Origin of the sequence: Dawidia cretensis (assembly GCF_018598175.1) — a bacterium.
In the GTDB taxonomy this organism is placed as follows: domain Bacteria; phylum Bacteroidota; class Bacteroidia; order Cytophagales; family Cyclobacteriaceae; genus Ohtaekwangia; species Ohtaekwangia cretensis.
On record NZ_JAHESE010000005.1, the window covers coordinates 1 to 21,876 of the forward strand.

Below are 21,876 nucleotides of genomic sequence, written 5' to 3' on the forward strand. Positions count from 1 at the left end.
TCAACACCGCCAACTTGGGGGCCAGCGCCAGTTTTGAATAAGACACAGAAATAACAAAGCCAAGAGGCCGGCCGGCGGGTGGCGCACCTTTTGAGAGCCGCGCCACCGCCGGCCGGATTGTTTTTATTACCGGATTTCACGTCTATCTTTGAGGTTCAACGAGATTTGAACCCATGAATATCCTCATAATTGGTAACGGCGGCAGGGAGCATGCTTTGGCTTGGAAGATTCGCCAGAGTCCCCGGTGCAGCAAGCTGTTTGTGGCCCCCGGCAACCCCGGCACGGCCCAGGTAGCGGAGAATGTGCCCATTGCCACCGACGACTTTTCCAGACTGGGCGAATTTTGTCTTGCCCAATCCATCAGCCTGCTGGTAGTCGGCCCCGAAGCCCCATTGGTAAAAGGCATCCGCGACTATTTCGAACAAGACCCCAAGCTTCAACATATTCTCATCGTAGGTCCCGGTAAAGTGGGCGCTCAACTGGAAGGAAGCAAGGATTTTTCCAAACAGTTTATGGTGCGCAACGGCATCCCCACCGCCAAAGCCCGCACCTTTATGGCCGCCGAGCTGGACCAGGCCATGGACTATATCAGCACGTGCAAACCTCCGATCGTATTGAAGGCCGACGGCCTGGCCGCCGGTAAAGGTGTGATCATCAGCCTAAGCCAAACAGAAGCCAAGGCTGTGATCAAAGACATGCTGGTGAACAAGAAGTTTGGTGAAGCCAGCGCCAAGGTGCTGATCGAAGAATTTCTGAACGGCATCGAAGTGTCGGTATTTGTACTGACCGACGGTAAAGATTATGTCATTCTGCCCGAAGCAAAAGACTACAAACGCATTGGCGATGGTGATACCGGTCCGAACACGGGCGGTATGGGCGCGGTGTCGCCCGTGGTGTTTGCTACACCGGCTTTTATGAAGCGGGTAGAAGACGAAGTAGTAAAACCTACGATTGCCGGTCTGCAAAAAGACGGTATTGACTATAAAGGATTTATATTCGTAGGAATTATGAACGTGGGTGGTACCCCCTATGTAATCGAGTATAACGCCCGCATGGGCGACCCCGAGACACAGGCGGTAATGCCCCGTATTAAAAGTGACCTGGTCGACCTGCTGGAAGCTGTGGGCAAAGGTGCCCTGCAAGGCAAGACCATCGAGATCGATCCGGACCATTCCGTCACGATCGCGCTGGTATCCGGTGGCTATCCGGGTGACTATGAAAAAGGCAAGGCGATTGGCGGCCTGGGCAACTATGAGCCCGCGCTGGTCTTCCATGCTGGTACCAAGCAACAACAGGACAAGGTTGTGACCGAAGGCGGGCGTGTGCTGGCCGTGTCGGGCAAAGGATCGTCGCTGGAAGATGCTCGTGCAAAGGCCTACGCAGTGGCCGATCAGATTCAATGGGATGGCTTGTACTTCCGGAAGGATATCGGCCAGGATTTGTTGAACTTTAAAATATAACCACTATGGGATGTTCCTGTGGAACTAAAAGTAAAGACGGCAAAGTCGCCGGCTGCCAGAACAACGGCGCGTGTGAGACCGGCGGCTGTAATAAGATGAATGTATTCGACTGGCTGTCGAACATGGACACGCCGGTAGAAGATAGATTTAATATCGTAGAAGTGCGCTTTAAGAACGGCCGCAAGGAGTTCTTTCGCAACGGCGATAAGCTGGGACTAACCACGGGCGATGCCGTAGTGGTAGAAGTTCCAAACGGTCATCACATCGGCCACGTTTCGCTGCAAGGCGAGCTGGTGCGGTTGCAGATGCAAAAGAAGAAGATCGCCAATGACGGAGAGATCAAAAAGATATACCGCCTGGCGCATCAGAAAGACCTCGAGAAATTTGAAGAGGTAAAGAAACGCGAGCTGCCTACGCTCTACCGCACGCGCGAGATCGTCCGCGACCTGAAACTGGAAATGAAGCTGTCGGATATCGAATACCAGGCCGACAACATCAAAGCAACGTTCTTTTATTCGGCCGACGACCGCGTAGACTTCCGCGAGCTGATCAAGCTCCTGGCCGGCGAGTTTAAGATTCGTGTCGAGATGCGGCAGATCAGCCTGCGTCAGGAAGCAGGCCGCCTCGGCGGCATCGGTGTCTGTGGCCGCGAGCTGTGTTGCTCCACCTGGCTAACCGATTTTAAGAACGTGGCCACAAGCGCGGCACGCTATCAAAACCTGTCGTTGAACCCCAGCAAGCTGTCGGGCCAATGTGGACGCCTGAAGTGCTGCCTGAACTACGAGCTGGAAACCTATATGGACGCGCTGGAAGATATACCGAAGATCGAAGCGCCGCTGCAGACCGAAAAAGGCGAAGCAACGCTGCAGAAGACCGACATCTTCCGCAAGATTATGTGGTTTGGCTTCAAGGAAGAAAACACCTGGTACCCGCTCAACATCGAGCGCGTGAACCACATCTTACGCATGAATCGCGAGGGCAAGCGCCCGGCGACACTGGATATCGACATTGTAGAAGAGAAGGTCATGGGCGGCCCGCTGAACAGCGATCTGGACCAGATGGACAAGAAGTTCAAGAACAAGTCGCGCACCAAGAAGAAAAAGAAAAAAGGCCCCGAGGGTGGCCATGGACGTGGCAATGCCAACGCCCAGGCTGCTGGCGCAGAAGGCGCGGCGCCGGCAAAAGAAAGCCACAATGCTCCTGGCGACCAGGTGCAAGGTGGAGGCCGGCAGCAGCACCAGAAAAATTCGGGAGGCGGTAACAACCCGCAACAAAAGAATAACCCGCAGAACCGCCAGGGCCAGGGACAGCCTCGTGGCAACCGCGAACAACGCGGCGGTGGTGGCGGCGAAGGGGGTGGCGGTAACCGCGAAGGGCGGAGCCGTAACCGTAACCGCGGGAATCGCGGCGGCGGACAAGGCCGGGAGAACCGCGGTGGAGGAGAAGGTCAAACGCCCAAACCCGATAACCCGCAATGAGCGTGAGAGCCGTATGGATGATCGTCGCGGGACTGCTGGTAGCGGCCTGCGGTGACGACAACCGTGTGTACGAGAAGTATGTAGACTTTGAAGACCGCCACTGGTTGGTATCCGAAAAGCCCGAGTTCGAATTCGACATACAGGATACACAAGCGCGGTATGACATTATCGGGAACATCCGAAACGAAGTGTCCTATCCGTGGTCGAGGATCTTTATTACCTATTATCTGAATGACTCGACCGGCACGCAGCTGCATAAAAACCTGCTCGGTAATTACCTGTTTGACGCCAAGTCCGGCAAGCCGCTGGGCACCAGCGGGCTGGGCGATATATATGATCACCAGTTGGTGTTGTTAAGCAACTATCAGTTTCCCAAGCCGGGCAAGTACACGGTAAGGCTGGAGCAGTTTATGCGAAAGGATACGCTCGATGGCGTGTTGGCCGTGGGGCTGCGCGTGGAGAAAATCGCACCGTAAGAAAAATATAAACACCATAAAAAAAGGCGGGATGGACATCCTGCCTTTTTTTATTTGTAATCGGCCAGTATTTAAGCCACAGCCTGTTCTTTCTTTACAGTAGCCGCAATCGGCGTAAAAGTAGCCCCCTGCGCCAGGATGATACCTACGCCATCCTGCTGCGACCACTCGCGCAGCTTAGACAGGCGCACTTGCCCAACCATATACTGCTTACCACTTGCAGCATAGCCCGACTGGAATAGCTCAAAATCCTGAATCGAAATTTTGATCGTATCATCAAAGCTGACGTGTGCATCTACAAGGAGGTCGTTCGAGAACTCGAAGCGATCAGCCTGGTGGAATTTTTTATACTCGTAGGCATAGTCATACGATAGCGCGGAGATATCGGACAATACCGCCGATCCGGTGGGGTAGCTACCGGCGCCTTTGCCGATAAACAATTGTTTTTCAGCGAAGGCACCTTGCACTTGTACGGCGTTATACTCGTTGCGTACCGAGGCGAGCGGGTTCGTGGCTTCTATGAACTGCGGTGCCACGAAACCATATACCTTGTTCTGAATGCGGAACGACCGTGCGATCAATTTAATGAAGTAGCCATTGTCGCGGGCGAACTTCAGGTCCTGGTCGGAGATTTTATCAATGCCGATGTTGATGATGTCTTCGGGCTTGAGGAACAGGCCGAAGGTGTGCGCAATGGCGATGACCAGTTTATACTTGGGGTCGTAGCCTTTCACGTCGAGACTCGGGTCGCTTTCGGCAAAGCCCAACTCTTGCGCTTTCTTCAGCGCATCGGCGTAGCTCTTCTTTTCTTCGAAAACCTTCGTGAGGATATAGTTGGTCGAACCGTTGAAGATACCTTCGATGCTGTTCAGCAGATCGTTGTCATAATACTCTTCCAGGTTACGCAGGATGGGAATGCTACCGCAGACGGCTCCTTCGTAAAGCACCGGAAGACCGGTTTGCTTTTGCAGGTTGTAGATTTCCTGCAGGTGTTCGGCCAGCATCTTTTTGTTGGCAGTGATCACGGCTTTGCCGTTGAGGAGGGCGGTCTTTACGATTTCAAAAGCAGCACGGGCGTCGTCGATGAGCTCGACGACAACATCAATCTCGGGATTGTTGAGGATTTCTTCTTTGTCGAAGGTAAAGAAGTCGTCGTTTACGGGGCGTTCTTTGGTTTTATTTTTAACGCAGACCTTTTTGATCTCGGCCTCTACACTGCCGTGTGTTTCGTTCAGTACGTGATAGAGTCCTTGTCCCACACATCCGAATCCAAACAAACCTAACTTAAGTTTCTTTCTCATGATAATACCGTGCTTAATTGCTTTTGCTGATAAAAGTGTTTTATGACTGAATCCAATTGTTCGAACTCCACTAGGAAGCCATCGTGTCCATAGAGCGAAGTAAGCTCGATGTACGTGGCCCCCGGAATGTTAGTAGCCAGGAATTTTTGCTCGTGCACCGGGAAGAGTATATCGGTGTCGATGCCTACGATAAGAGTCCTGGCCTGGACCGTCTGCAACGCGGCCTCGATGCTTTCGCGCGTACGGCCAACGTTGTGGCTGTCCATCATTTTAGAAAGTGTATAGTACGAAAAGGCATCGAAGCGGTTCACGAGCTTCTCGCCCTGGTACCGTTGGTACGTGGAGGCGCGGAAGTCGTCGAGCTTGTCGTGGTCCTTTTCGATCTGTGTCTGGTTGAATGTTTCGTAGTAACGATAGGAGAGCATACCGATAGCACGGGCAGCCTTGAGGCCCTGGGCACCGGCACGCGGATCGTTTTCTTTCCACGTAGGATCGGCTTCGATCGACAGCCGCTGTGCTTCATTAAAGGCAATGCCCCACGGTGAGTGCGCAGCGTTTGTCGCGAGCGCGATAAGATGTTTGAAGACACCGGGTTGCTGAATAGCCCACTCCAACGCTTGTTGTCCACCGAGAGAGCCGCCGAGCAATGTATGGATGCTATCGATCTGTAGCTCCCGACGCAGCAGGTCGAAAGCACGCACCGAGTCGCGGTTTGTCAACGTCGGAAACGCGTGGTAAAACGGCTTGCCGGTTTCGGGGTTGATCGACAGCGGGCCGGTAGAGCCGTAGCAGCCGCCGAGCATGTTCACGCAGATGATGAAATAATGGTTGGGATCGAACGCGCTGCCTTCGCGAAACAGGTCGCCCCACCAATCGGTGAAATCAGAGCTGCCCGTCAGTGCGTGACAAACCCAGACGATGTTGGAACGATCGTGGTTGAGCTTCCCTAACGTGGTGTATCGCAATTGAAAACCTGGCAATACGCCGCCGGCTTCGAGCGGAAAGGGATGCTGGTGGTGGAATGTATGATCGTGCTTTTGCATGCTTCACTTACTCTCCCCGAAGTCGCCTTTCCGGTGTTACCGGAAAGGGACGTTCAGGTACTCTATAAACTACTTTAACTTAGGATACTAATTCTCCTTCGAACACTTTCTCGAAGGCCTGTTGCAGATCGGCCTTCAGGTCATCGATGTGTTCGATGCCCGCCGAGATGCGCAACTGGTTCGGCAATACACCGGCCGCTGCCTGCTCGGCATCACTAAGCTGCTGGTGCGTGGTGGCCGAAGGTTGTATAATGAGCGTTTTGGCATCGCCCACGTTCGCCAGGTGGCTCACCAATTTCAGGCTATCGACAAAACGCGTCGTATGTTGTTTGGTACCGCGCAGCGTGAACGAGAATACACCGCCAAAACCATTGCGCAGGTATTTCTTCGCCAGCTTGTGATGCGGGCTGCTCGGCAGGCCGGGATAGAATACTTTCTCCACCAGCGGGTGTTGCTCCAGCCACTGTGCCAATGCCAGCGCGTTATCGACGGAGCGTTGTACACGCAGCGACAGTGTTTCCAATCCCTGCAATAACAAGAACGCGTTGAAGGGGCTCAGCGCCGGACCAAAGTCGCGCAAGCCCTCTACGCGTGCACGAATGATAAAGGCAATGTTGGGAAGCCCCAGCGGATTACCTTCACCAAATACTTCCGCGAACTTCAAACCGTGATACCCTTCCGAAGGCTCCGTAAACTGCGGGAATTTGCCATTGCCCCAGTTATAGTTGCCGCCATCAATAATGACACCGCCAATAGAAGTGCCATGGCCGCCGATCCATTTGGTGGCAGAGGCTACGACAATGTGTGCGCCGTGCTCGAGCGGACGGAAGAGGTAACCTCCCGCGCCGAACGTATTGTCGACAATGAGCGGCAAGTCATGCTTCTTGGCAATCGCGGCGATGGCTTCGAAGTCCGGTATATTAAAGCCCGGATTGCCGATGGTCTCCAGGTATAAGGCTTTGGTGTTTTTGTCGATCAGTTTTTCAAAGGACTCGGCTTTGTCGCCGTCAGCGAAACGCACATCGATACCGAGGCGTTTGAAGGCTACCTTGAATTGATTATAGGTGCCGCCGTATAAGAACGTTGTGGTAACAAAATTGTCACCGGCCTGAAGTATATTATTGAGGGCAATGAATTGCGCAGCTTGTCCCGAAGCCGTCGCGAGTGCTGCAACGCCGCCTTCCAATGCTGCGAGGCGTTTTTCAAACACGTCGTTGGTCGGGTTCATGATGCGGCTATAGATGTTGCCAAATTCTTTGAGGGCAAAGAGGTTGGCGCCATGCTCGGAGTCGCGGAAACCGTACGAGGTAGTTTGGTAAATGGGTACGGCGCGTGCGCCTGTTGTGGGATCTATTTCCTGGCCTGCGTGAAGCTGTAGTGTTTCGAAACGTAAGGTTGACATGATGTTAATGTTTTATTCAGTGAATGATTTGTTGTAGAGGTGGCGCGACGTGGACGTAGCCGTAATCGTACCTGTCACCGGGTAGATCGTACGCTAGTGTGTTGCTAATGGCGGTGCGCTGCTAGCAACGGCACATACAACAACACGCGTTGTTGCACATACAACAAATAATAGAGCTGAATAAAGCAGAGACGTAAGCACGCGGACCCTGAAGAAGGGCCGATCCGGGAAAGATGGTGTTGATGATGCTTTTCATTTTCATCGTTTTATATTTCCCGGCCTGGACCATCCAAGCCGGAGTCAGGATTTAGCACCTTTTCCCTATTGGGAGTGGTTGCTAGCGCTTCTTAGAGCCTGTCTCTCCGCGCTTCTTTATAAATCGATTGGCAGGTATGCCCATTCGACTTTGATACTACAAACCTAGAGCCTGAAAAGCTGCTTTCCAAACGCCGTCAGAAAAAAATTATGGCAAAACACCGTACAAGCGTTCGGGAATTTGTGTAAAAACCGCACTGGGAATATCGTAGAGGCGCTTTTTTGAACCGCGCCGGGTGGGATCTGAAAAAGATCCGCCACACCTGGTTGACAGTGTGTGGCGGATGAATTTTGAATCGCTAGGTCAGCATGCCGCCGTCAACCTGCAGCACCTGGCCGGAGATGTACGTAGACATATCCGAGCCCAGGAACACACACGCATCGGCGACGTCTTCGGGGCGGCCACCGCGTTTCAGCGGAATGGCGTCGCGCCACGTTTGCACGACTTTCTGGTCGAGCACTGCCGTCATTTCGGTCTCAATGAAACCGGGTGCCACGGCGTTCGCGCGAATGCCACGCGAGCCAAGCTCCAGGGCAACCGACTTCGTAAAGCCAATGATACCGGCTTTCGATGCCGCATAGTTAGCCTGACCGGCGTTGCCTTTCAGACCTACCACCGACGTCATGTTAATGATCGAGCCGCCTTTCTGTTTCATCATTTGTTTGGTGACAGCCTTCACGGTATTGAAGCAAGATTTCAGGTTGACGTTGATCACCTTGTCCCACATCTCTACAGTCATGCGCAGCAGCAGTGTATCGGCCGTGATGCCGGCATTGTTTACGAGGATGTCCAGCGAGCCAAAGTCAGCGATCACATCGTTGATCAGCTTTTCCGCTTGCGCGTAGTCGGATGCATCCGAGCGATAACCCTTCGCCTTCACACCTTTGGCGGTAAGCTCCGCTTCAAGGGCTTGTCCTTGCTCCACGCTGGACAGATATGTGAAGGCCACCTGTGCGCCTTGTTCGGCATACTTCAAGGCAATAGACCTTCCGATGCCTTTTGATGCGCCTGTGACAAGCGCTGTTTTTCCTTGTAATAGTTTCATACCAAAAAGTTCAAATTCCGGTGTTAAAATTAAATGTCGCACCCTCCGGTTTGGCCGAAAGGATCGCTGCCAAAAAGTGCCAAAAATAGTCAATTCCAGCAAAAACACGAGAAAATGGCGGCGGGAGCATTCCTTATTTCAAACGTTGCGTAAATGTAGTGGCACCGCGTATATTTGGCAGCGAATTATAAATCCTATACTATGTCAAAATATGATCTGATTGTGATCGGGAGTGGTCCCGGGGGGTACGTGGCAGCCATCCGTGCCTCTCAACTGGGAATGAAGGTAGGGGTAGTGGAGAAGGCCGAAATAGGTGGTATCTGCCTCAACTGGGGCTGTATCCCCACCAAAGCATTGTTGAAAAGCGCGAACGTTTTTGAATACATCAAGCACGCCAAAGATTACGGTGTAGAGGTAAAAGACTTTAAAGCCGATTTTGCAGGTATAGTAAAGCGCAGCCGCGACGTGGCCGCCAGCAACAGCAAAGGTGTACAATTCCTGTTCAAGAAAAATAAGATCGACCTTCTCGAAGGTTTCGGTAAACTGAAGAAAGGTGGCAAAGTGGAAGTGACCGATGCCGCCGGTAAGAAGACCGACTACGAAGCGAAACATACGATCGTGGCAACCGGTGGCCGCTCACGCGAGCTACCCGCCATGAAGATCGACGGCAAGAAGATCATCGGCTACCGCGAGGCCATGGTACTGCCCGAGCAACCCAAGAAAATGCTGGTCGTAGGCTCAGGTGCCATCGGCATCGAGTTTGCGTACTTCTATAATGCACTGGGCACGGAAGTGACTGTCATCGAGTTCCTGCCGCGTATTCTGCCGGTTGAAGACGAGGAAGTGTCAAAAACACTTGATAAGATCTTCAAGAAGGATGGCATGAAGATCTATGTCAACTCGGAAGTAACGAAAGTTGATACCTCTGGCAAAGGCTGTGTAGCAACCGTAAAAACGCCCGATGGCGAGATCAAACTGGAAGCGGACATCGTCCTGTCGGCAGTAGGTGTAGCAACCAACCTGGAAGGTATAGGCCTGGAAGACGTGGGCGTGAAGACCGAGAAAGGCAAAGTGTTGGTAGACGACTTCTACCAAACCAACGTGCCCGGCGTATATGCTATCGGTGATATCGTAAAAGGCCAGGCCCTGGCACACGTAGCGTCTGCCGAAGGTATCATTTGCGTAGAAAAGATCGCCGGTCAGAATCCTGAGCCGCTGAACTATAATAACATCCCCGGCTGTACCTATTGCACACCAGAGGTCGCTTCGGTAGGGTATACCGAAGAAGGCGCGAAGAAAGCCGGCTACGAGATCAAAGTGGGCAAGTTTCCCTTCTCGGCTTCGGGCAAAGCAAAGGCTGCCGGCGCTACCGACGGCTTTGTGAAAGTGATCTTTGATGCGAAGTATGGCGAATGGTTAGGCGCGCACTTCGTCGGTGCGAACGTAACCGAGATGATTGCCGAAGTCGTAGCAGCACGTAAGCTGGAGACAACAGGCCACGAGATCATCAAGTCAGTGCATCCGCACCCGACAATGAGTGAAGCGATTATGGAAGCGGCTGCGGCTGCTTATGGTGAAGTGATTCACTTGTAAGCCGTGATGTAAAGAATAATACGAGAGCGGCTACCTAAAAGGTAGCCGCTTTTTTTTGAAGGTCGTATATCGATGAGTCGTATAAAGAATAAATGACATGAAAAAGAACCTGATTTGGTGTATTTGTTTTCTGCTCGTGCTCGCGGGATGCAGCAAACCCGAAATGTTTAAGGCAAATCAAATCGAAGAGATCAGAATTGAAGAAAATACTTCCTCGCTGGATAATGCCAAAATAGTCAACGACCGTGACGTTGTAACGCAATTTGTTGACGCTATAAATAACGCCGAATTGGATTCAATAAAGTTCTCTCCAACATGGCGGATATTAATGACCGACGAAAAAGGAAATGTACACATGGTTTTCTGTACGAAACACGACTTCAAGTACAAAGGGAAGTTTTACAAATCGGAAGAAGACCTGGAGCAGATTCTTATGCTCGGGAAGAAGTAAAAGATTAAATAAGGTGCTTGATGGACGCAAAGATCTCGTCGTGCACAATGGTGAGACAGTACTCCATCGCTGCCTCGTGATCCGGATCTTCTTGTAAGGTTAGCATGATCGGGCTGTAGTGAACCCAATTGACAGGTGCTATCTGCAACTCCTTCAGTGATTTCCACATGAAGGTTGTTTTTACCTTCGATAGATTTTCGATCTGGTACCGTTCTGAGAGATAAGCCCTTAGACTTGCTTCGCTAAGAATCTTCTTGATTTCATAATTCCGAAGTTGCTTGACAAACGAGGTGGCATCGTTGATGTTGAATACCTGATCTTTAATCTTCTGCATACAGTTAAAGGCCAAATATAATTCATCGCGATAAATTAGGCGCATAATTTTTCAAACAACTCCAAAATCTTCAGTACCCGGTACGTTGGATGCCTAGGCGATACGTTGTTTCTAATGCGACGAACCTTAAGCCTGGCGCGAGCGTTAAACACTCGCGCCAGAATATATTATGCGCCTGCTGCGCCGAGGATCTTCGCGGCGCCGGCGTATTTCACTTCTTTGACGATGCTATCGCCGTATAGCGCTCCGAAGCGGATGCCGATTGTGAGTACCAGCGTATAGGCTTCGTCTTCTGGTATGCGGTCCAGCGCTATTTCCAATGTGGAGGATGGGCAGCCTTGCTTGGCGGGGTACCAGGATGTTTCTGCTTTAAGCGTACCCGTACCGTTATTGAGACTTCCATACCATTTCGGAGGAAGAAACTCTTTGCGGTCGTGGTCATAAGTAAAGTCTGGTGCCATACCCATCGAGATCTCGAAGCGGAATAGCGCATGATCGTCCTGTGGAAGAAAATTGACCCCTCGCATCAGTGCAGGGATCGCAACACGGGCTGTGCGGGTGGGGCGGTCCAGGGACCACTCCAGTGTGGTCCGGACGATCGTATCAAACAGGTTTACTTTATTGAGTGGGAAGCCTCGCAGCACGTCAGGGTATCGGGAAAGAACAATATTGCGTGTGCCCCATTCACTCAGGCCATCTTGCTTTTGTACGAGCCTGATGAGTGCATTGATGGGCCCGGTGAAGTTGAACCCGCCTGACAAGTCCCGAAGGGTGTGAAACGTCCACCGCACATGCTGTGCAGCCAGCGTGACAGCCGTAAACTCCCGATGATGTCGTCGCGTGTTGGAAAAATTCTCGCCATGCAGGACGTCTTTGCGATCAGGACCGCCTTTCTGACGAACGATTTTTTTATCGACGCCACGAATCTCGTAGATGCTGAGATTTCCTAACGGCCCGGTTATATCGAGCCCTTTTAATGTTGCCATACGTTTATAATTGGTTAATTGATTGCAATAACATTCCAGGACGACCCCAAAAAAAGGTCGCCGCAAGTCGGCAAAATCCATTCGTACTATCTATATACCCGCGTCTGTTGCGAGGGATATGCGACTGTTGTCCTAGTCCTTTTAGCACTAGCTTATCTCTAGCTTAAGTCTAGCTTGACTCTAGCTCAACACTAGGACATCCCCTTTATATCCGGTCCCTGCAAGGCAAATTTTGGGGAAGTCGTGATATCTTTTTTATATATCTCTAAAGAACACGATCGTGGTGATCTTTGCAAATGAGGGAGCCGTGGATGGCCGCAAATGACAGCTTTTGTCCTATAATTTCCGGTTATTGCCTATTATTTCCGCATACGATTGCGGTGTGGAATTCAACGCTTCTGCTAACGCCCGGTGCTTAACGCCATCTCTGACGCGAGTGTCGCACTAAGCGTTAGCGCCGGTGCGACACTCGCGCCAGAGATCTAAATGTATCTATCGTTAATTTCTAAAGTCTAGATCTACTTGTTTTTTTTCTTTTTTATCGTTTAGCGCCGTAAAGCCGCGCGGTGTGTTTCGGATATGTGTCGTGATGTCGGCATAGCTGTCAAGCGATGTATAGTCAATTAGACGAACCTTCCCTTTAACACGAACGGTCTTGAAGTCTGTAAACCAAAGAGCATCCTGGATGTACTCTGGCAGTTCGGGAGCCTGAATGTGTTGGTCGTTGACAGCGGGGCCAACAACCCGCCAGGTTCCGTCCACAAAGGTTGCGTCTTCACCAACATCGAATGTCAGCTGGAAGAGATCAAGATCGCCGCTGGTGGTGAAGGTCAGGCCTGCCGTGGTCTCGTCGCTGATGGTAGCCTGGACTTCGGGACGGCTTAAGTCGTACAGACCGAAGCCGGAGTTTTCGATTTCTCGATTTTGCCAGGTAAAAGATGTAATAGAGAAGTAGTCCTGAAAGGGATTAAAATCGTCGGGCGGCAGGAAGTAGGCCAGGACGTTATCGAACTGTTGAAAGATGCCGATGCGGAAACCCTCTTGTAATGAGCCGGCCGTTGTGAGTCCGAAAAGCTCGACCGTTGCGTTCCGACCAGGCTCTACTTCTACCGGATGGTCGAGAAGCTGGTAGCGGATATCATCGGTGTTTATTTGGGAGAGGTCGACCTTGTACTGGCCGCCTTTTACAATGGTGTTGTCATCATACATATGGAAGTACAGGGCGCCCTGGCCATACTGAGTTACGTAAAGCTTGCCCGGTGAAACGGTAAGGTCCAGATCTTTTGACAGCAGGTTGAGCTCGTTAAAAAAGGCATTGCTGTAAATGGAGGGCGAAGAGAAATTTGCGTTGGTGCTTACCGTGTAGTTGGCGCCGCTTGTTAGGAAGTTAACGGACACGTTGATCGGATTGCGCGCTTCTAATAAATAGGGATCGTTCAACGACCAGGTGCCCGCGGCGGTATGAAGATACGACGTGGCATTGATGTAATCGTTGTTTATATAGAGCTCTGTTACAATGAAGTCGTCGCCTGTAAAAGTATTTGAAGCGAGGGTTAGTGTTTTGTCATTTTGAAGCTCGCCGGAAACGATGAGGTTCCAGTCGTGATCGGTGATGACAATGTACCCTTTCTCCGGTCGGTTGGTACCGTGGAAGAAACCTGCGCGTACCGGTACGGTCAGAAGCTCCTGTGTTTGGGATGGTTGTAGTGTCACCTGTACGCTTGCTTCTGCCTCGCGTCCCGCGAGGTCGATGGCAACGGCTTTCAGGCGGTAGGCGCCGGCGGTCAGTGTCGTTGTGTTCCAGGAGAATGAATAGGGTGTAATGGTGAGGGTTTCGATCAGGGCGTCGTTTAGGTATAGATCTATTTTGTCGGGCGTGCTGGTACCTTCGGCCTGCAGGGATACGGTAACGGTGCCGCTGATGGTCTGGCCGCTGGTAGGGTTAGTGAAGCGCAGGGAGAGCGTACCGTCGTTTTCGGATTTGTTGTTGTCGTCGCTACTACATGAAGATGTGGTTAGTGCGAGTAACAGGAGGCAACTGGCGTACAGCGGTAGGAGAAACTTTGTTTGCATGATAAAAATGGGGGTTGGACAAGTGTATACTTTTTTGAGGTGCCGTAACAACGTGAAGAAATGCCGTCGGGTTGCCAGTGGAACAAATAGCTATTGGGTGATTTTTTATATACCGACATGCTAAAAAAAAAGAGGCATTTGGATTCCAACCAAATGCCTCTTTTAGGAGACGGCGCCGGCACGAGCCAGGTGCAAGTTAAAAGAAGAACGAGATTCCCGTCTTGAAGAAGAAGGGCGTGCCGGGAGTGAAGTGTATTTCGGAGACCGGATCGATCTCGTTTTGAAGTCTTGACCCGGTATCGAATTGGGCTTCGTTCCACGCTTCGTTGAACAGGTTCTCGGCTACAAAGCTCAGCTCGAATTTAGCGCGTGTATACTTTAGCACGGCGTCGGCGAGGAAGTATCCTTTTGCTTCGACCGAGTTGTCTTCGTTCGCGGCGCGATCACCCATGTAACGATAGCGGAGGCTGCCGTTGATGCCATTCTTCAGCCGGAACGAAATACCGCCGATGCTGGTGAGCGTGGGCGCCAGCGGAATATAATCTTCACCTTCGGGAGCATCTTTTGCTTTGGGATCTGTCAGGTTTACGTCGCCGTCGAGGTAGAGCCAGGGCATGATCTGATAACGTAGGGAAAGGTCAAGACCCTGGCGCGCGGTTTTGCCACCGGGTTCGACGACGCCTTCATCGCCGACGTAGACAAACTCCTGATCGAGGTGCAGTGTCCAGGCGGCGGCGGTCAGTAACAGCCTGTTGCTTACCTTCAAGGTTGCACCGACGTCGACGCCGTAAGCCTTTGGCAGGATGTCCTCGCCGTGTTGGGCTACGACCACGCGTGTATCATTGGAGTGAAAGCCGATACCGCTTTTCACAAACAGGTTTAGCTTGCGCGTGGCGTTGTAGCTGACGTTAAGCTTGGGGCTGACGGTGGCCTTGCTGACACTTTGCCGGTCGTACTCGGGTGTGAGCGCATCGATATAGTTGAAGGTGAAATGATCGAGGCGTACGGCGGCGTTTACCGAGAGCTTTGGCGAGAGGTGAAGTGTCTCCTGCATGTAGGCATACAGGTTTGTCTCGTCGATGTCGCCGCGCGCGATGTCTTTTAGAAATACCCTGCGCGACCGGGTGTGATACAAGTGTATATCGTTTATGTCATCGTACCGAAAGCCTGCGCCGACTTCACTTTGCACCGGCAGGCCGGCGAGCGTAAGATCCTGCGTGTAGCTGCCGCGATAGCCATAGATGTTGCGGGTTTCGCTCTGTGTAAGCTGATCGCCGTTGATAGGATCGTTCAGGAAGAACGTAAAATTCGAGATGAGGTTAAAATCGTACCGGCTGTAGTATAGCTGGTTTTCGATCACAGCCCCGTTGTCGAGCGTCTTCAGGTGTTTGATCCAGGCATTCGAACGCGACGTCTCGCCGCCCTCCGTGGGATCGATCGAACCAAAGCGGGTGATGTCGCCGTTGGCGACGGCGCGCGCAGGTACCTGCCCCGAGGCATCCCACCGGCTGTTGAACGTCGACAGCCCTGCCGTAACGACCTGACTGCCGTCGAGGTAAGCGGTATACTTGCCCATTAAGTTCAGCCGGTTGAAGTTTTGGTTTGCGTCGAAGAATCCATCGGTGCGGAAGTATTCGGAAGCGATGTAGGCGTTGCTGCGCCGGTCATCTTGCTGCTTGTCGAACAGGGTAATGGCATTCACGTTGCGGAAGGTGCCGAAGCGGCCGCCTTCGACCTTGATCATATCCTGGTCGAGCGCATCGCGGGTGTGGAACGCGGCGTAGCCGGCCGTCGTCATGTTTCCCCTGGCGGCATAGTAAGGGCCTTTGTTAAAATCTACGGTGCCGACGATCTCAGGAATAAGAAAGTGCAGGTCGGAGTAACCCTGGCCGTGCGCGTGTGACACCATGTTAACGGGCAGACCGTCTACTTCCAGGTTGATGTCGGTGCCGTGATCGATGTCGAATCCGCGCAGGAAGATCTGCTCGGCTTTACCGCCACCGGCATGCTGCGCGATGAAGAGGCCGGGGACCATGCGCAGAATATCCTGCGACGTGTTGATCGGGCGTAAGCGGATGTCTACCTGCGAGAGTGTGTTTGTCTCCTGTGCCAGCTGATCCTGTACGACGACGTCTTCCAGTAATAAGTCGCCGGGTTTGAGCATGGCGTTGAAGACGGATGTTTCGCTGGATTGGATCATGACAGGTTGTTGCACGGCGGCGTAACCGACAAAGGATATATGGATATCATATTGGCCGGAGGGTAGATCGGTGATCTTGAAGCGGCCGAGCTTGTCGGTGGAGGTGCCACGGTTCAATGACGGCAGGTAGACGTTTACGTCGGGCAAGGGGACCTTGCCCTCTTGCGTGATTGTGCCTGTTAGCGTGCCCGTGCTTTGTGCAAACAAGAGGGTAGGGGCTAACAGTACTATGTATAGTATTGATAGTATACTTTGTTTCATGGAAGAAATAGTCAAAAATGATCTGGGGTTCATGCCCTTGCATTGCGCCAGGTGCGCATTTTTATACGGGGGTATGAATGAACCTCTAAAATGTTAATCGATGGTGGCTTAGCACCGGGGAGGTGGGGTCGTGGGAGAGCGGTATAATGAACGGGGTACATTCGTCCCGATCGGTGGTATACGATCCAGGAGGTGACGTATGAAGAGAATGTCCGCGAGAGATTGTGTGTAGAGGAAGAGACTCACCAACGACGGCAGCTCCGCACTAGCGGGCTCAGAGGCATGGATATGGCTATGTACCTCGTCGTGGGAATGATGATGGTGATCGTTAATTGTGTGGTCGTGCCCATGCTCGTGGTGATGGACGTGAATGTGGCTGTGGGCGTCGAGGTAGTGCAGGAGGTCGTGACCCATTTCCAGTGCGCCGTAGCTGAGCATGGTCATGGCGTATACGATCAGTATCAGGGTGCTTCCGCGGGTCACACGGCAAAAGTAGGAAAATGGGTTGGCTATAAAAGAAAAGAGGTTGCCGGATGCAACCTCTTTTGGTATTGGGTGATGTTTTCGACTAGAAGTTCGAACGGTCGAGCTGCAGGGCGGCGCCGTGCTTCGAGTATGCGTTTTCGACCTTCTCGGCCAGCTCTTTCTCGCCGTATTGTGCCAGTACGCGTTGCAGCTCGCCGAGGATGATGACGTTTACCTGCAGGTCGCGGCCGTAGTCGCGCGTGCGGATGTAGTAGTCGGCCAGGGCGTCGGCGCGGGGCCACATGATGTTCGCAATCTCGAGGGCTTTTGCTTTTTCGCCTACTTCGAAGAGCAGGGCGACAGCTTGCGCCGACGTGTAGTCATAGGGGATTGACGTGTCGGGCATGTGCGACAGGCTGAACAGCAATACTTCGCGGGCTTTGGCGGTTTCGCCTTTGTTGACGAGTGCCTGTGCCAGGGAGTTGAAGCTGCTGCGATGGTTGAGCACGAAATTGCGATAGTCCTGTGTATAGTATACGTTCGGATCGTCCAGGTTGCGGAACTGGAATTTCTTCAGCATATTCTCCGTGCTCACTTTGGTGTTGACCAATTCGGCCTGGTTGAACGAGTTGGGATTAAACACCGGCAGAATGCGATAAGCGTTGCCTTCCTGTACCACGTAGCGGCTCAGGTCCACATTGAATTGTGCCAGTGACGTATTGTTGACATAGAGCGGACGCTCCCAGTTGGCGGAGGCCAGCATATCGAGCATCGCCAGGTCTTTTCTTTCCAGGGCGTTTCCTTTTACGCGCAGGTGCATTTCGGGTACCACGAGGCTGTCCATGCCTTCGGGAATGATGCCCAGGCTACGCACTTTATCAACATCCACTTTCAACACGATGTCTTTAGTAGGCAGCATATAGCGCTCGCCGCGATACTCGGGGTGCAGTAGGCTTTTATTGTTGTCGCGCAGCAGCTCCAGGTATTTCTTCAGGTCCATCTGTTTGATGCCTGCATTGTAGTACGGAATGTACTGTGTCTTGTCGTCGCGGTAGTTTTCTACCGTAAGGGTATACGGGAACGGCTTCGATTCGTATGCGGCGCGCGTAGTCTGGTCGATGTACCAGTCGGTGTTGTAGTAGCTCAACACGATTACGCGTACGTCGGTGCGCACACCTTCCACGTCCTGTGCATACCAGAGGGGGAAGGTATCGTTATCACCCCCGGTAAACAGCACGGCTTCCGGCGCGCAGGATTGTAAATAGTTTACCGCAGAGTCTACGGAGAAGTAGCGGTTCGCGCGGTTGTGATCATCCCAGCCTTGTTGTGCCATGAGCACGGGCGCCGAAAAGCAAACCAGCGTGGCGATGACGGCCGCGGTCTTTAGATTGCCTACTATTCTACCTAACCACTCTGCAATGGCAATGACGGCAAAGCCGATCCAGAAACAGAAAGCATAATATGAGCCTGTGTAGATATAGTCACGTTCGCGCGGCTCGGTCGGCGGCGAGTTGAGGTATACGACCAGCGCTACACCCGTGAGGATGAAGAGCAGGGCTACCACCACGAAGTTACGCGTGTTGTGTACCGATTGCCAGAACATGCCGATGAGACCGAGCACGAACGGGATCATGAAGAAGTTGTTGCGGCCGGCATTTTCGGCCAGCTCCGTCGGCAGCTTGTCAAACCAGTGCATCGGACTGAGCCAGTCGGCGCCTTGAATGTCGCTCTCGCGGCCGGCGAAGTTGAACATGAAATAACGCATGTACATGTTGCCGATCTGGTGCTCGAACATGAAACGCAGGTTGTCGGAGAAGAACTTCGGCTTTTCGCCTTCCTGCAGATTCAACTCGGAGCGGTAGATGCGTGCGTGCTCGGGGTCGCTGCTATAAATCCGTGGCAGAAAGGTTTGCTGACCGGGGTCGTACTCGTATTCAAATTTATGGTCTTTGATCTCGTATTTGTCTTTGCCTTTCTTGTAGATGGCGGCGCCTTCTTTAATGCCGGTTACCTGGGCGGTGAAGTACGGTCCGTACAGCAACGGACGGCTACCGTATTGCTCGCGCTTGAGGTAGCTTACGAAGCTCATCACATCCGACGGATCATTTTCGTCGATCGGCGGGTTGTCGTTCGAGCGGATCACGACCAGGGCGTACGATGCGTAGCCTACGAGAATGAAGGCTACAGCGTTGAGGAACGTGTTGAGCACGACGCGCTGCCGCTTTTGCGAGAACACGATGCCCCACACCAGTGCGGAAACCAGTATGATCGTAAAGACCAACGCGCCGGTGTTGAACGGCAGGCCGAGGGTGTTGACAAAGAATACTTCGAAGTGGCCGGCGAACGTCGGCAATCCGGGGATGATGATCTCGTTGATAAAGAAGATGATCAGTAAGCTGATCAACATGGAGGCAATCACACCCCACATGGTAGGTGTATACTTTTTAAAGTAATATACGAGCGCCAGTGCGGGGATCGTTACGAGGTTCAATAAGTGGACGCCGATGGAAAGGCCCATCATATAAAAGATCAGGAGCAGCCAGCGGTTGGCCTTGGATTCGTCTTCAATGACATCCCACTTCATCATGGCCCACACCACAAAGGCGGTGAAGAATGATGACATGGCGTACACTTCCGCTTCCACGGCTGAGAACCAGGCGGAGTCGGAGAAGGTGTAAGCCAGTGACCCCACGAGGCCGGCGCCCAGCAGCACCCATATTTTGTCGGACGGAATCTCTTCCGAAGGGCGGATTTTCATCAGCTTGCGGCCGAACAGGGTAATGGACCAGAACAGGAACAGTACGGTAAACGCGCTGGCGAGTACACTGCTGAAGTTAATCCAGTATGCAACTTTTGTAACATCGCCCATGGCGAGGAAGGAGAACATGCGCCCGATGAGGAGGAACAACGGAGCTCCCGGAGGGTGGGGTACTTGCAGCTTGTAGGAAACGGAAATGAACTCACCGCAGTCCCAATAGCTGGCTGTTTCTTCCATGGTAAGCCAGTAGCTTATGAGCGCAATCGCGAAGACGCCCCAGCCAACGATGTTGTTGAATTTCTGAAAAGTTGAATTCATGAGGTTTTAAAGACTTAGGGGGCGAAAATAAGTAAATAATGCCTAAAAACGGTGCTCCGGGGTTATTTGTAGACGATCACATAAAACACCAGCCAGAGTAGGAAAATAAGCACATAGGAGCACAAAACGATGGTCCAGACGTAGCGCCGGTCTTTTTGCGCATAGTGGTGGATGCCGGCCACCAGGGCGAAGCAATACGCGACCTCAAATACATTGAGGGCGCGCAGGGGGTAGGCCCAGCGTTTGTCAAGGGTGTTGTAATCAAAAAAATGCATGAGGGATAGCGGGTAGAACCCGCGTATGTCGTTATAAGTAGGGTCGGTCTCGATGACCATGAACCAGGCGATTTTCAGAACCTCGGGAAGGAGGAAGATAAATTCGGCGCCGATGACAACCCCGAAGCACTGGCTGTAGGTGACGCGGTAGCCAAACATGAAACATCCCACCCAGATGACAAAGGTGATGACGACGAATTTCCAGGCGTAGACAAAGGGGATGGAAAAGTATTTAACGGCGTTGATGATCTGCAGGATGCCGCCCTGGGGGCGATCTTGCAGGAATTCGAACGCGGCGGTCTCGTTTTCAATAAATGCAATTTTGATGTATAACAACAACAGGGAGGCCATACATAACAGGATAAAAAGCAGCTTTTTGTCGGCAGCAAAGAAAGATTTAGTTTCGTGCATGGAGTGTTCTGTATTCAAGATTTTCCTTCTCGTGGTGGTTCTCCTGCTGGTTGCCGACATCCGGAGCCAGGCGCAGCCCAGTACCCGAAAAGATACGACCATCATTTTGCTTTCCAATGTGGGGGTCCAGCTGGAGTGTACTCAGGCGTTGAACGATCTGTATAATTTTAAGTTTCCCGAGGCGGAGTTCCAGTTTCAATACCTGCGGGCCCGCTACCGGTGGCACCCGCTGCCGTATTTCCTGATGGGACTGATCGAGTGGTGGAAGATCATGCCGAACACCAAGGACACATCGCACGACGAGAAGTTCCTGGCGTATATGGACTCGACCATCGAGGTGGGCGAGAAGCTGTATGACGATTACCCGGCCTACAAAACGGAAGCAGCCTTCTTTCTGGCAGCGGCGTACGGTTTCAAAGGCCGCTTGTATTCGGATGAAGAACGTAAGAATTGGCGCAAGGCGGCCTCGGCCGGGAAAAGCGCACTGAACTATCTCGAGGAAGGCAAGGAGCAAGAAAACCTGAGCCCTGAGTTACTCTTTGGCGATGCGTTGTATAATTACTTTTCGGTGTGGGTACCCGAGAATTATCCCGCGTTGCGGCCCGTGCTTTGGTTCTTCCGGAAGGGCGACAAGGCCCTGGGGCTGAAGCAGCTGAAAGAGGTGTCGTACAACGCCTTTTATACACGCACGGAGGCGATGGTCTGGTTGATGCGTATTTTGAACAGCTACGAGAAAGACCAGCAGCAAGCCTTTCAAATCAGTGAATACCTTTTTCAAACCTATCCGGACAATCCTTATTTTCATCGGTATTATGCACGAATGTTGTATTCGCTGGGTCGGTATGTGGAAGCAGAGCCGGTTTGTAAGAACATCCTGGCGAAGATCGACAGTGGCCAGGTGGGCTACGAAGCCACCAGCGGCCGGTATGCGTCGTTCTTCCTGGGGCAAATCTACGAGGCGCGGCGTAAGCTGGACGACGCCAAGAAGCAGTATGAGCTATGCATGAAGTTTGCCGAGCAGATCGGCGCAACGGAATCGGGTTATTACCTCTACTCCATGATTGCCCTGGGCGAGATTGCTGAAAAACAAGGACGCAAGGCGGAAGCTAAGACCTGGTTTAAGGCGGTGCAGAAGAAAGCGGGGCGCAAGGACGAGGCTTACAAAGATGCCAAGTGGAAGCTAAAACGATTGGAGAAAGGCGACTAATGAATCCCACTAAAAAACAATAA

At 52.3% G+C, this 21,876-nt stretch carries 17 protein-coding genes and 1 riboswitch; of the genes, 6 read left to right on the plus strand and 11 right to left on the minus strand.

Features of this window, described 5'->3' with window-relative positions:
• Window positions 1–173: 173 nt before the first annotated feature.
• The 3 genes from purD to KK062_RS07425 are packed head-to-tail and all read left to right on the plus strand — an operon-like array spanning window position 174 to window position 3,414.
• Entirely contained in the window at window positions 174–1,460 is a 1,287-nt protein-coding gene (purD, locus tag KK062_RS07415) for a phosphoribosylamine--glycine ligase (RefSeq protein WP_254083636.1), read from the plus strand.
• 5 nt (window positions 1,461–1,465) lie between these two features.
• Window positions 1,466–2,938 (plus strand): PSP1 domain-containing protein, encoded by a 1,473-nt coding sequence (locus tag KK062_RS07420; RefSeq protein WP_438835847.1) that lies wholly within the window; start codon window positions 1,466–1,468, stop codon window positions 2,936–2,938.
• A complete protein-coding gene (locus tag KK062_RS07425; RefSeq protein ID WP_254083637.1) occupies window positions 2,935–3,414 on the plus strand; it encodes a gliding motility lipoprotein GldH in 480 nt (159 codons plus the stop codon). The genes KK062_RS07420 and KK062_RS07425 overlap by 4 nt, the downstream gene beginning before the upstream one ends.
• Before the next feature lie 71 nt (window positions 3,415–3,485).
• Here KK062_RS07425 and KK062_RS07430 read toward each other — a convergent pair whose 3' ends face one another.
• The 4 genes from KK062_RS07430 to fabG form a co-directional block, all read right to left on the minus strand.
• Window positions 3,486–4,715 (minus strand): homoserine dehydrogenase, encoded by a 1,230-nt coding sequence (locus KK062_RS07430; protein ID WP_254083638.1) that lies wholly within the window; start codon window positions 4,713–4,715, stop codon window positions 3,486–3,488.
• Complete coding sequence (gene metX / locus KK062_RS07435; RefSeq protein WP_254083639.1) at window positions 4,712–5,758, minus strand: homoserine O-acetyltransferase MetX; 1,047 nt, start codon at window positions 5,756–5,758, stop codon at window positions 4,712–4,714. The genes KK062_RS07430 and metX overlap by 4 nt, the downstream gene beginning before the upstream one ends.
• Window positions 5,759–5,837: 79 nt before the next feature.
• Window positions 5,838–7,160 carry an O-acetylhomoserine aminocarboxypropyltransferase/cysteine synthase family protein gene (locus KK062_RS07440; protein ID WP_254083640.1) on the minus strand — a complete coding sequence of 441 codons (1,323 nt, stop codon included), beginning with the start codon at window positions 7,158–7,160 and terminating at the stop codon, window positions 5,838–5,840.
• 263 nt (window positions 7,161–7,423) lie between these two features.
• Window positions 7,424–7,541, minus strand: a riboswitch (SAM riboswitch).
• A 233-nt stretch (window positions 7,542–7,774) separates the two neighbouring features.
• Window positions 7,775–8,521 carry a 3-oxoacyl-[acyl-carrier-protein] reductase gene (gene fabG, locus KK062_RS07445; protein ID WP_254083641.1) on the minus strand — a complete coding sequence of 249 codons (747 nt, stop codon included), beginning with the start codon at window positions 8,519–8,521 and terminating at the stop codon, window positions 7,775–7,777.
• Between the two features lie 201 nt (window positions 8,522–8,722).
• Here fabG and lpdA point away from each other — a divergent pair, with 201 nt between their 5' ends.
• Complete coding sequence (lpdA, locus tag KK062_RS07450) at window positions 8,723–10,114, plus strand: dihydrolipoyl dehydrogenase (protein WP_254083642.1); 1,392 nt, start codon at window positions 8,723–8,725, stop codon at window positions 10,112–10,114.
• A 97-nt stretch (window positions 10,115–10,211) separates the two neighbouring features.
• Window positions 10,212–10,565: a hypothetical protein gene (locus KK062_RS07455; RefSeq protein WP_254083643.1), complete on the plus strand. Its 354-nt coding sequence runs from the start codon at window positions 10,212–10,214 to the stop codon at window positions 10,563–10,565.
• 4 nt (window positions 10,566–10,569) lie between these two features.
• Here KK062_RS07455 and KK062_RS07460 read toward each other — a convergent pair whose 3' ends face one another.
• The 7 genes from KK062_RS07460 to KK062_RS07490 form a co-directional block, all read right to left on the minus strand.
• Window positions 10,570–10,899, minus strand: a complete 330-nt coding sequence (locus KK062_RS07460) for a hypothetical protein (protein ID WP_254083644.1) — start codon at window positions 10,897–10,899, stop codon at window positions 10,570–10,572.
• A gap of 167 nt (window positions 10,900–11,066) precedes the next feature.
• Window positions 11,067–11,885 (minus strand): hypothetical protein, encoded by an 819-nt coding sequence (locus tag KK062_RS07465; RefSeq protein WP_254083645.1) that lies wholly within the window; start codon window positions 11,883–11,885, stop codon window positions 11,067–11,069.
• Between the two features lie 498 nt (window positions 11,886–12,383).
• The gene (locus KK062_RS07470) at window positions 12,384–13,958 is read right to left on the minus strand and encodes an Ig-like domain-containing protein (protein WP_254083646.1); all 1,575 of its coding nucleotides are present in this window, start codon (window positions 13,956–13,958) and stop codon (window positions 12,384–12,386) included.
• Window positions 13,959–14,154: 196 nt separating this feature from the next.
• On the minus strand, window positions 14,155–16,419 hold the full coding sequence (locus tag KK062_RS07475; RefSeq protein WP_254083647.1) for a TonB-dependent receptor: 2,265 nt from the start codon (window positions 16,417–16,419) through the stop codon (window positions 14,155–14,157).
• A 108-nt stretch (window positions 16,420–16,527) separates the two neighbouring features.
• Window positions 16,528–16,902 carry a hypothetical protein gene (locus tag KK062_RS07480; RefSeq protein WP_254083648.1) on the minus strand — a complete coding sequence of 125 codons (375 nt, stop codon included), beginning with the start codon at window positions 16,900–16,902 and terminating at the stop codon, window positions 16,528–16,530.
• 85 nt (window positions 16,903–16,987) lie between these two features.
• Entirely contained in the window at window positions 16,988–19,960 is a 2,973-nt protein-coding gene (locus tag KK062_RS07485) for a glycosyltransferase family 117 protein (RefSeq protein WP_254083649.1), read from the minus strand.
• A 62-nt stretch (window positions 19,961–20,022) separates the two neighbouring features.
• Window positions 20,023–20,646 (minus strand): hypothetical protein, encoded by a 624-nt coding sequence (locus KK062_RS07490; RefSeq protein WP_254083650.1) that lies wholly within the window; start codon window positions 20,644–20,646, stop codon window positions 20,023–20,025.
• Between KK062_RS07490 and KK062_RS07495 the strand changes: the two genes are divergently transcribed.
• Window positions 20,645–21,853: a tetratricopeptide repeat protein gene (locus tag KK062_RS07495; RefSeq protein ID WP_254083651.1), complete on the plus strand. Its 1,209-nt coding sequence runs from the start codon at window positions 20,645–20,647 to the stop codon at window positions 21,851–21,853. The two genes, KK062_RS07490 and KK062_RS07495, sit on opposite strands and share 2 nt — an antisense overlap.
• Window positions 21,854–21,876 lie beyond the last annotated feature (23 nt).